The sequence below is a fragment of the uncultured Campylobacter sp. genome (assembly GCF_937959485.1).
In the GTDB taxonomy this organism is placed as follows: domain Bacteria; phylum Campylobacterota; class Campylobacteria; order Campylobacterales; family Campylobacteraceae; genus Campylobacter_B.
In genome coordinates this window covers 563082-570795 of record NZ_CALGPY010000005.1, presented here as the reverse complement: position 1 = coordinate 570795, position 7714 = coordinate 563082, and the positions used below count along the sequence as shown (strand labels likewise).

Below are 7714 nucleotides of genomic sequence, written 5' to 3'. Positions count from 1 at the left end.
CCGAAGGAGGAGAATATTTATTTTTTTGGCGGATTATTTCCGCGACCTTTACCACTAGGTTTACCGGTAGTGCTCGGACCATTTGGCGGTCTAACTTCTGATTTTGCCATCATTTCTCCTTTATAAGCCAATCTGGCTTTTGATGCAAATTTGGCGACCTATATAAATTTAACCGGTCACAACTATAAAATCACTCATTCTCGTCGTCATCACCCAAATAATCATCGTTATTTGGATTATGCGCATCCGCCCAATCGTCCATATCGGCATCATTGTTTGGATTATTTATATTCGACCACAAATCAAGCTCGTCCTGGCTCATATCTGACGTATTCATTTTAATCACCTCCTTTCCGTAAGATTTTGATATAATTAGCGTAATTTTACAGAAAGGTTCGGCGACAAATGGCGACAGAAAATTATGATAGAAAATGCAAAGAGCTAGTGGACGATATACGAAATGGAGTTAGTCAGATAAGGCTTGGATTGACGAATTTCTTAATAGAATTTGTAGAATTCGACGAAAATTCAGATGACGAAAGCTATTTAAAAAAACGAGCAAAATCATACGAAAAGCTCATGCAAAGAGTTAAAAACAAAAATTTAAGCTCGCAAAAAATGGCGGATAAATTAAAAGCAATTTATAAATTCCTGCTTGATAGCGATGAATACAAAAAGCTTAAACGCTATAAGACGCTTATAGACGATAGCTTCGAGAGAAAAATTTTAGGCGATGAAATTTGCGAAAATATACAAGAGGGCTCAAAAATAGCTTTTGGTGATATGAACGAGCCAAGCGATACATAGCCCGTTGAATATGGATATGGCGTGATCACAAATCGATCGCCGCTTCTAGCGACCCGACAATCCGCGAGAACATTCGCGAATCTTTTTATCGTCCTTTAAACACTTTTTTAGTTGCCTAACGCAATAGTCTTTTTTATACTCCTCACCCTGCTCGCCGACGCACTTAGAGATAAAAGAGTATTCTTCATCTATTGAATAACGCTCCAAAAATATATCGTATCCGCCATAAGCTATCGCTCCTGCTACGACAGCACCGAACCAAAATCCACCACCTGATTTGATGGATGCTTGGTTCTTTTTCGCGGCTTCACCTATCAAGCTTTTAAATTTATCGCTACTTTGTATATCTTTCACGATTTTTTCCGCGTCGCTCGGACTAATTTTATTACCGTCTATCTCGATTTTAATGACTTAATACTTTCGTCGATAAGGGCGTTTATGCCTCTTAATAGGTCTTTGTCTATTATGTTGTTTACGAGATATTTTAAAATTTCGCTTTTGTCTATTTTTATCATAGCCAATCCCTTTAGAATTTAAATAATTCCCCATGCGCCATTATTTACACAAATAATATTCGGTAAAATTTCAAAATTAGAGCTAAACTTTAAAGTCTGAGGAACGGCGCGCCTATCATTTCTAACTCGTGATTTTTTGATAAATTTTAAATCTCGTCGTAGCGAGTTTTTATAACGAAATTTTTTCACATAAGAAAATACTTTGGATTTCACAGCAATTTTTCGAATTTTATTTAAAAGAGGGGCTTGCGCCCCCAAAGATTTAGCGATGCTTATGCGGCCGGATAAACCGATACTTTTTTGCGATTTTTATCTTTTCGCTCAAATTTTACGACGCCGTCGATCAGCGCGAAAATCGTGTGATCGCTGCCCATGCCTACGTTGCAGCCCGGGTGCGTCGCAGTGCCGCGCTGGCGGATGATGATGTTGCCCGCGCGAACAAACTCGCCGCCGAATTTTTTAACGCCCAAGCGGCGTCCGATACTATCTCTATTATTTTGGGTCGAGCCCTGACCTTTTTTGTGTGCCATTTCCTATCCTTTATGCGTTAATCGAAACGACTTTGACGCGGGTGTATTGGCGTCTGAAGCCGCGTTTTACTTTTGAATCTTTGCGTCTGCGTTTTTTAAAGATAACGACTTTTTTATCCTTGCCTTCACAAACGACCTCCAAAACCACCTTGGCACCCTTTACGAACGGTGCTCCTACCTTTAACTCGCCGTCGTTTAGCGCTAAAACTTCGCTAAGCTCGAGCTTTGCTTTCGGCTCAGCATTAAAATGGTCTAAATTTAGGTAGTTGCCCTCTTCGACCTTATACTGCTTGCCGCCGTGTTTGATGATAGCATACATCAAAAATCCTTTAAAATTTGGTAGCCAAAAAGGCATTTGCCGTGCAAAATTTAAAAGCCCGTTTGGTATGAAACTTTGAATATTATCCGAAATTTTATAAATTCCTACTGAAACGCCTCGCCAAATTCCTACGAAATTTCAAATTTCAAGGGCTCGGATTTATTTTAAACTAAAGATAAATGTGCTACTATCGCAACGAAATTTTTGAAGGAGAATTTTATGAGAAATTTAATAGCTGCGCTCGTAGCAGCGGTATTTTTTATCGGTTGTTCCAACTGGAATATATCCAACGAACCAAGCGGAGTACGCAATCAAACAAAATCCCAAAGCAGCAAAACAAATATCGGCGGCGTAAATGATAAAGTCCAAGAGGTCTCCACCGCAGGCACCACTGATATGGTCGAAACGACCTTGCCCGACAGCACAGGTATGACTAATGCGCCGAAAGACCGCAGCGATGCATTTCATATCAATCAAGTAATTTCTGCATGGAATAAACAGCCAGACTCCATCAAAACAACCGAAGACAATGGCAACATCTACACCTGGAAAAACTATAAGCCAGGCTGCGACGTATCACTTACCAGCGACTCGGAAGGCTACGTATCAAAATCCGCTATCAAATCAGCACTGTCTCAGTGTCTATAACCAACTTATCCGCGACGCCGAAATTTTAAAATTTCTTAAAATTTCGGCTTACGAGCGGGTCTGCTTCGTCAAATTTAATCTTAGAGTTATATGGTTCGCTCTTAAAAATTTACTATTCGTATTGTATAATCGAGAACTTTTAATCACTGGAGTAAAATATGAAGAAAATTTTATTTGCAGGTGCGCTTTTAGCGGCATTAGGAAGCTATGTCTCGGCAAGCGAACATGTCAAGGTCTATCACGGCGAGAGTTGCGGCTGTTGTCACAACTGGGCAAAATACATGGAGCAAAATGGCTTTGAAGTCGAGATGATTTCGCTGGCTGACGAGCCGCTTATCCAGAAGAAGAATGAGCTCAAACTTCCGCTGGAGCTCGCTAGCTGCCACACCGCGATCATAGATGGGTATGTAGTCGAAGGGCATATGCCAGCAGGTGAGATCCGCACGCTACTAAAAAATAAGCCTAAAGACGTCATCGGCATAGCAGTGCCTGGCATGCCGCTAGAAGCGCCAGGTATGGAGCAAGGCTCACAGCCCGAGGTCTATGATGTGGTAGCGTTTAAAAAGGATGGCTCGTATCAAAGCATCGCCACTTACAAAGGCAAAGAAAAAATCAAATAATCCGCCGCTTTAAAGCGGCAACTTACTTATTGGCTCGATAAAATTTTGCCTATTTATGGCTTGGCGCAATTTGCTTTAGCCGGCGAATGCTGCCACTATATGCAAAAATGACGCGCAAATTAATTTCAAAAACTAGCATGATAAAGGAAATTAAAATTCGGATGGATGGGCTAATAGGGGTCGAACCTATATTCACAAATCCAGAGTTTGTTGTCCTGCCATTAGACGATAGCCCATTGCGGAAGCGGTATTTTATAGAATTTTGCTTTAAAAAAGCATAAGAGCGGGCGGAATTTTAAAATTTTGCAAAATTTTAGATTGAATTTAAAGTCTTGCTGCGCCTAAACGATAAAGTTAAAACGCAAAAGCTAACGCTGCTTTCATCGGCTCCGATAAAAGAATATGGCTGCTCGCCGCGGAGCTAAATTTTAAAATTTGGCTAGTTTATCCTATATTCGCGCCTTTGCGAGCTATTTGTCGCAGGATGGAATTTTAGCATATAAGCCTTCAAAACATATATGTTTAGTGCTCGCTGGGCGCGGGCGCGGCCTTAAATGCTATAAATCACACCGAAAATCCGTAGCGAGCATAATTGCGACAAAACCCAAATACGGCGCCTAAATAAGCGTCAAATAGGCTTGCGACAGGATCGCGCAATGAGCCTATCAAATACTTGCCTCAAGCGGGACATAGAATTTATCACGATAAGGTGGAGTATAAACTAAAATCAAAGCCAGAATTTGAGTGCGAAGCTTGCATTAAATTTCTTGCAAAATCCGTTCGCAAACTCAAAAGATATTGCGAAATTGAGTAAAATTTGACTGCGACGAAATTTTCCCATATACTGTGTTAATACCAAACATTCGACGAATCAAATCAAGCACGACGAACGGAGTGAAATCTCTCATATATCGTTAATACGGCACAGGCTATTTTGCTAGACCAGAGCAGAAATATGCGAAATTTAACCTCGCGTATCATTTGAACACCTAGAAAGCACCTTGCTCCCCAGCTAAATAGCACGAGCAAATTCATATCGCGTGCTGTTCAAAACTCAAAAATTAATTGGAAATTTTAAATTTCGGGCGCGGGTTCACTTCTAAGTATTCGCAAAAATAACGTATCAAAGCTAGAAAAAATTCGCTTTATTGCACCTAAAATTTTGATGAAATTTCACGTATCAGCTCAACCGCCTCTTTTGCGTCCGCGCATACGAACTCGAAATGCGCCCGTAGCTCCGAGGCACTGCCGTAACCGCAGCTTACGCCCACGCTTCGCACCGCTGCCGACTTTGCCGAAATGGCGTCAAGCGACGTATCGCCGATCATAAAGATATTTTGGCTAACAGAAGACAGGATTTCGTTGCTGCAAATTTTGTCATAACAAGGAGTGGAATTTAGCTCATGCGCATCATAAATTTTACTGCCGCGCGCACCGCTTTTATAGCTCTCGCCCTCGATGCCGATACCGCTCTTTTGGCTCTTATCGCCAGCCTCATGTCTATCGCTCTTTACTTCGCTTAAATCTTTAAATGAAATTCTATCAGAATTTTGACTCGCAATACTGCTTAAATTTTGCTCGTAAACTTTGCTAGGATCAGGATCAAGCGCAGGAAGACTCTTTAAATCAGGCGCTGAAATTTCACTCAAAATCGCGCTCCTGCTAGCAGCACTTGTATTTTCATCGGCAGTCGCATCGTGAGTTTTACCGCGAGCCGCATGCGGGCTTTGGCTAGCGTTCGCGCCGTAAATTCCTAAATTTTCAAGCGCCTTTAAGATCGGCTCGGCGCTTGGTTTGGGATCTTGCACGTCCTCTCGCCCGACGATGGTACCAAAAAAATCAGCGATACCGAGATGCTGCAATAAAATTTTAGAAAATTTCGACGTCTTGGTCGTCACGACGCCTAAATTTGCAAACTCGCTCGCCGCCCTTACAGCCTCATACGCACCGTTTAGCAAAACGGTCTGATCCAAAAATATCTGCGCGTATCGATGTTTGTAGGCGAGCACGAAATCCCGCACATCCCGTGCCGCGCCCAGGCGCTCAAACATCACCTCTAACGGATGGCCGATAAGCCTTTTGATCGCTTCGTCGCTAGGCTCCGCGGCGCCTAAGTGCGCAAACGCGTAGTGGAAGCCCTCCAGTATAGCGGGCGTGGAGTCGATGAGCGTGCCGTCGAGATCGAAAAGCAGGGTAGTTTGAAATTTTGGCATTTTAAAATTTAATTCGGATATAAAAAAAGCGGAGCCGAAGCCCCGCTTAAGTAGATCTAGAAAAGACTATTTTCTAAATTTAGCATCAACGCGTCTATTTTGAGCGCGACCCGCTTTAGTAGAGTTTGTAGCGATAGGCTTAGACTCGCCGTAGCCTACGGAGCTGATCCTGCTAGCATCTACGCCGAAGGTTTGAAGCGCGCCCGCAACCGCCGCAGCTCTGCGCAAGGAAAGCTTTTGGTTGTAAGCGTCTGAGCCCGTGCTGTCGGTGTGGCCCTCTAAGATTACCTTGTAATCAGGATGAGCTACTAGCACGTCACTTACGTTTTTGATCTCGTTCATAAACTCAGGAGAGATTTTCGAGCTGTCGGTAGCGAAATTTACGCCCAAATTTAATCTAATGACTTTCTCGCAGCCGTATTCATCGACTACTACGCCGGCAGGCGTGCCAGGGCATCTATCGACATTGTCGCATACGCCGTCGTTATCTGCATCGGTGCAAGCGGTAGGCGTAACGACCGGAGCTGCATCTGCATGTCTCTTGCCGAAATCGACCGCAAAGCCTAGAGTGTAGAACAATACGTGGTTGCCGTCATCAAATCTGATAGCATCGCGTGCTTCAAGCTTCGTAGCGAAGTTGTCGGTGATATAGTATTTTAGACCCACGCCGTATTGACCGAAGCCGCTGTCTAGATCGCCGTCATTATAAACGTCTCTAGAGTAATCCATATAACCCAAACCTAGCAAGCCGTATAATTTGAAATTATCGGTGAAATTTACCAAGTCTTTTACAGCATTGATGTGATAATATTTAGCGTCAGGCTTATCGTTGCCTACTCTGTGAGCTAAATCCTCTACGCCGATATTGCGAGAGTAATCAAAACCAACCTCTATTTGATCGATAAACGAATCTTGTAGATTTTTGGCAAGACGTAGACCGAACATAAAATTCGAATCCAAATCCATATTACCCTCATGAGTCATTCCGCCAATAGTAGGGGTGATCTCCCAGTGATAATCAGCATCGCTAGCGAACAATGCGCCGGATGCACACAAGCTTAATGCAAGTAGAACTTTCTTCATTAAACATCCTTTCAAATAAAGTTATAATTCGATATTACCATAAAATTTTTAAAGAATTTACAAATTTGCGACAATTTCGCCACAAATTTGTAAAAAACATTATCTCTTAGAGAACTGCGGACTTCTACGCGCTTTGCGGCGACCGAATTTCTTTCGCTCGACCACGCGACTATCACGAGTTAGCAGACCTTTTGGCTTAAGAGCCGCCCTAAAATCTTTGTCCATCGCGGCAAGCGCTTTTGAAATTCCGTGCTTTAGCGCATCCGCTTGAGCCGAATATCCGCCGCCCAAAGTCTGCGCGGTGATATCCATCGAGGTCTCTTGCTTGGTCGCCAAAAGCGGCTGAACGACTCTTAGCTTGATCGCCTCGTGACCGCCTAGCCAGGTGTTTAGATCCATACCGTTTACTACGATCTTGCCGCTTCCCGGTTTTACCCAAACCTTAGCTACGGCAGTTTTTCTCTTTCCGGTTGCATAAATTGTCGCCATGATTATTTTCCTTTTTTAGTTGTTTGCGCAGTATGAGGGTGCTCGCCGCCTTCATATACGAATAGCTTTTTGATCATCGCCTTGCCGAGCTTCGTCTTAGGAAGCATACCGCGAACCGCAAGTCTGTAGAGCTTTGCGGGATTGTTTTTAAGCAGGTCTTGAAATTTCACGCTCTTTACGCTTCCGAAATAGCCCGAGTAGCTGTGATAAAGTTTATCGTCGCCTTTGTTATTGCCGGTAAATACGGCTTTCGAAGCATTAACAATAACGACGTAGTCTCCGCAATCCACGTTTGGAGTATAGCTTGGTTTGTGTTTGCCGCGTAGTAATACCGCAACTTCGGTAAGCATCCTACCGAATCTTTTGTCGGTCGCGTCGATAACGACCCAGTCGCGCTTAACTTCGCTAGGCTTTGTAATTTCTGTCATGGTTTCCGCCTTATTAAAATTTGAGCTGTGATTATATAGAAATATCCTTACGTATAGCTTAA

The 7714-nt window shown here is 43.1% G+C and carries 12 protein-coding genes and 1 tRNA gene; 3 read left to right on the top strand and 10 right to left on the bottom strand.

Going from position 1 to position 7714, the window contains the following annotated elements; translation table 11 throughout:
• Positions 1-190 precede the first annotated feature (190 nt).
• A complete protein-coding gene (locus Q0380_RS04840; protein ID WP_297941722.1) occupies positions 191-337 on the bottom strand; it encodes a hypothetical protein in 147 nt (48 codons plus the stop codon).
• Between the two features lie 68 nt (positions 338-405).
• Between Q0380_RS04840 and Q0380_RS04835 the strand changes: the two genes are divergently transcribed.
• A complete protein-coding gene (locus tag Q0380_RS04835; protein WP_298960789.1) occupies positions 406-807 on the top strand; it encodes a hypothetical protein in 402 nt (133 codons plus the stop codon).
• 45 nt (positions 808-852) lie between these two features.
• Here the strand turns inward: Q0380_RS04835 and Q0380_RS04830 are convergent, their stop codons facing one another.
• The 4 genes from Q0380_RS04830 to rplU form a co-directional block, all read right to left on the bottom strand.
• Positions 853-1161 (bottom strand): hypothetical protein, encoded by a 309-nt coding sequence (locus tag Q0380_RS04830; RefSeq protein ID WP_298960786.1) that lies wholly within the window; start codon positions 1159-1161, stop codon positions 853-855.
• A 38-nt stretch (positions 1162-1199) separates the two neighbouring features.
• Entirely contained in the window at positions 1200-1322 is a 123-nt protein-coding gene (locus Q0380_RS04825) for a hypothetical protein (RefSeq protein ID WP_298960783.1), read from the bottom strand.
• Positions 1323-1594: 272 nt separating this feature from the next.
• Complete coding sequence (rpmA, locus tag Q0380_RS04820) at positions 1595-1852, bottom strand: 50S ribosomal protein L27 (RefSeq protein WP_291938329.1); 258 nt, start codon at positions 1850-1852, stop codon at positions 1595-1597.
• A gap of 10 nt (positions 1853-1862) precedes the next feature.
• On the bottom strand, positions 1863-2171 hold the full coding sequence (rplU, locus tag Q0380_RS04815) for a 50S ribosomal protein L21 (protein WP_040303368.1): 309 nt from the start codon (positions 2169-2171) through the stop codon (positions 1863-1865).
• Between the two features lie 219 nt (positions 2172-2390).
• Here rplU and Q0380_RS04810 point away from each other — a divergent pair, with 219 nt between their 5' ends.
• Together Q0380_RS04810 and Q0380_RS04805 are read left to right on the top strand one after the other, a co-directional pair.
• Positions 2391-2819, top strand: a complete 429-nt coding sequence (locus Q0380_RS04810; protein WP_040303372.1) for a hypothetical protein — start codon at positions 2391-2393, stop codon at positions 2817-2819.
• A 158-nt stretch (positions 2820-2977) separates the two neighbouring features.
• Entirely contained in the window at positions 2978-3439 is a 462-nt protein-coding gene (locus Q0380_RS04805; protein WP_297882701.1) for a DUF411 domain-containing protein, read from the top strand.
• A 162-nt stretch (positions 3440-3601) separates the two neighbouring features.
• On the opposite strand, the gene Q0380_RS04800 is transcribed toward Q0380_RS04805, so the two are convergent.
• The 5 genes from Q0380_RS04800 to rplM all read right to left on the bottom strand — a co-directional run bounded on the left by Q0380_RS04800 (position 3602) and on the right by rplM (position 7652).
• Positions 3602-3675, bottom strand: a tRNA-Gln gene (locus Q0380_RS04800).
• A gap of 918 nt (positions 3676-4593) precedes the next feature.
• On the bottom strand, positions 4594-5652 hold the full coding sequence (locus tag Q0380_RS04795) for an HAD family hydrolase (RefSeq protein ID WP_298960778.1): 1059 nt from the start codon (positions 5650-5652) through the stop codon (positions 4594-4596).
• A gap of 66 nt (positions 5653-5718) precedes the next feature.
• The gene (locus Q0380_RS04790) at positions 5719-6735 is read right to left on the bottom strand and encodes an OmpA family protein (protein WP_298960776.1); all 1017 of its coding nucleotides are present in this window, start codon (positions 6733-6735) and stop codon (positions 5719-5721) included.
• Between the two features lie 99 nt (positions 6736-6834).
• The gene (rpsI, locus tag Q0380_RS04785; RefSeq protein WP_005869670.1) at positions 6835-7224 is read right to left on the bottom strand and encodes a 30S ribosomal protein S9; all 390 of its coding nucleotides are present in this window, start codon (positions 7222-7224) and stop codon (positions 6835-6837) included.
• Positions 7225-7226: 2 nt separating this feature from the next.
• Positions 7227-7652, bottom strand: a complete 426-nt coding sequence (gene rplM, locus Q0380_RS04780) for a 50S ribosomal protein L13 (RefSeq protein WP_298960773.1) — start codon at positions 7650-7652, stop codon at positions 7227-7229.
• Between the last annotated feature and the right edge of the window lie 62 nt (positions 7653-7714).

Excerpts from the sequence above, each read along its gene's own strand:
- rpmA (WP_291938329.1), bottom strand. The coding sequence starts at position 1,852 with ATGGCACACAAAAAAGGTCAGGGCTCGACCCAAAATAATAGAGATAGT.
- rpsI (WP_005869670.1), bottom strand. The coding sequence starts at position 7,224 with ATGGCGACAATTTATGCAACCGGAAAGAGAAAAACTGCCGTAGCTAAG.
- Q0380_RS04805 (WP_297882701.1), top strand. The coding sequence starts at position 2,978 with ATGAAGAAAATTTTATTTGCAGGTGCGCTTTTAGCGGCATTAGGAAGC.
- Q0380_RS04810 (WP_040303372.1), top strand. The coding sequence starts at position 2,391 with ATGAGAAATTTAATAGCTGCGCTCGTAGCAGCGGTATTTTTTATCGGT.
- Q0380_RS04835 (WP_298960789.1), top strand. The coding sequence starts at position 406 with ATGGCGACAGAAAATTATGATAGAAAATGCAAAGAGCTAGTGGACGAT.
- Q0380_RS04825 (WP_298960783.1), bottom strand. The coding sequence starts at position 1,322 with ATGATAAAAATAGACAAAAGCGAAATTTTAAAATATCTCGTAAACAAC.
- Q0380_RS04795 (WP_298960778.1), bottom strand. The coding sequence starts at position 5,652 with ATGCCAAAATTTCAAACTACCCTGCTTTTCGATCTCGACGGCACGCTC.
- rplU (WP_040303368.1), bottom strand. The coding sequence starts at position 2,171 with ATGTATGCTATCATCAAACACGGCGGCAAGCAGTATAAGGTCGAAGAG.
- rplM (WP_298960773.1), bottom strand. The coding sequence starts at position 7,652 with ATGACAGAAATTACAAAGCCTAGCGAAGTTAAGCGCGACTGGGTCGTT.
- Q0380_RS04840 (WP_297941722.1), bottom strand. The coding sequence starts at position 337 with ATGAATACGTCAGATATGAGCCAGGACGAGCTTGATTTGTGGTCGAAT.
- Q0380_RS04790 (WP_298960776.1), bottom strand. The coding sequence starts at position 6,735 with ATGAAGAAAGTTCTACTTGCATTAAGCTTGTGTGCATCCGGCGCATTG.